Source organism: Micromonospora craterilacus, from assembly GCF_003236315.1.
GTDB lineage: Bacteria > Actinomycetota > Actinomycetes > Mycobacteriales > Micromonosporaceae > Micromonospora > Micromonospora craterilacus.
Genome location: NZ_POTY01000487.1, coordinates 1 through 1,247, shown reverse-complemented (window position 1 = coordinate 1,247; position 1,247 = coordinate 1). Strand labels below are relative to the sequence as shown.

1 pseudogene is annotated in these 1,247 nt (G+C 72.7%); it reads right to left on the bottom strand.

What is annotated here, in order from left to right:
* A pseudogene (locus C1I95_RS33990) lies at positions 1-1,247 on the bottom strand (hypothetical protein); the annotation flags it as partial.

Below are 1,247 nucleotides of genomic sequence, written 5' to 3'. Positions count from 1 at the left end.
AAGGTGCCGAGGTCCCAGATGACGGCGACGGTGCGGCGGGTTCCTTCTGAGCGGTAGGAGAGTAGTCCGAGCACGACGATGCCGAGCGCGACCAGACCGATGACGTAGATCCCGACGTCGGTGGCGAACGCGAGGTCGGTGGTCGCCGTGCCATCGGTGTGCGCCAGCCTCGCGCTCAGGTCAGACGGTCCGATGCCGGCCACGTCCAGCGCGGTGGTGGCGACACCGAGCAGCGACAACACCAGGAACAGGATGAAGACCGGGCTGAGCTGCTCGGCAAGCGCGGCCCGGGCGACGATCTCCCGGACGGTGGTCCGTCGGGGTAGGGCGTCCGGCGGCGGATCGGGAAAGTCCCGCTCAACGATCTTGTCGGCGAGGCGGCGGCGACGACGCCGGGTCGCCGCGAGCTGCCAGAGCGTGGTCGCGGCGACGGCCATGACCGCCACCAGGCCGGCGAGTGCCGCCCAGCGGTAGGAGACCGGCGGCTCCAGCGGTGGCGCGCCGGGCACGTTCGGCCGGGCCGGATTCGGTATCGTTCCGCGGTCGAGAAAGTCGGCGACCCGGTATACCAGGGCGGCGGCGAACCCGTAGCCGGCGGCGACCGCGGCAGAGGCGAGTACCGGGGTGGCCAGCCCACCCAGCCACGACGAGCCGGCGTTCTGGCTGCGTCGCCGCTGGTGCACGGTGGCGATGACGAGGGCAACCAGCAGAGCGGCCTGGACCGCGATCAACGCGGCCACGGCGCCCTCGTACCCGGGCAACTGCCCGCTCGGCGGCTCCGGCTCCAACGGCACCACGGTGTAGCCGAACGCCAGCACAGTGACCCCGTAGGAGGCCAGCCGCAGCGTCCGGGTACCTCGCAGGTCTCCCGGCCCCCGTTCCGGCCCCTCCCCGAAGCGGGCCGGCAGGCAGAGTAGGACGGCACAGACCGCGAGCAGGAACCAGGCGGCGACGAAGAGCGCGTACGCGATCGCCGTGGAATGTCGGTGGAGCTGTGCGCCGAGCAGCATCACATCGACCGTGACGAGCCCGACCCCGACGTGGATGGCCCGCAGTCGCTGCACCACGAGCGCGTCGTTCCAGAAGCCCCGGCGGTCGATCCGGTCCTCCCCACCGCTGCTGCGGTCCTGCCCACGCGCGGCCGGGAACGCCTCGAACGCCCGGGCCGACCGCTCGCCGAGCCACCACAACAGCCGCAACGCGCCGATCGGCACCAGCGCGAGCACCGCCAGCCGCGGCCCGAGCGG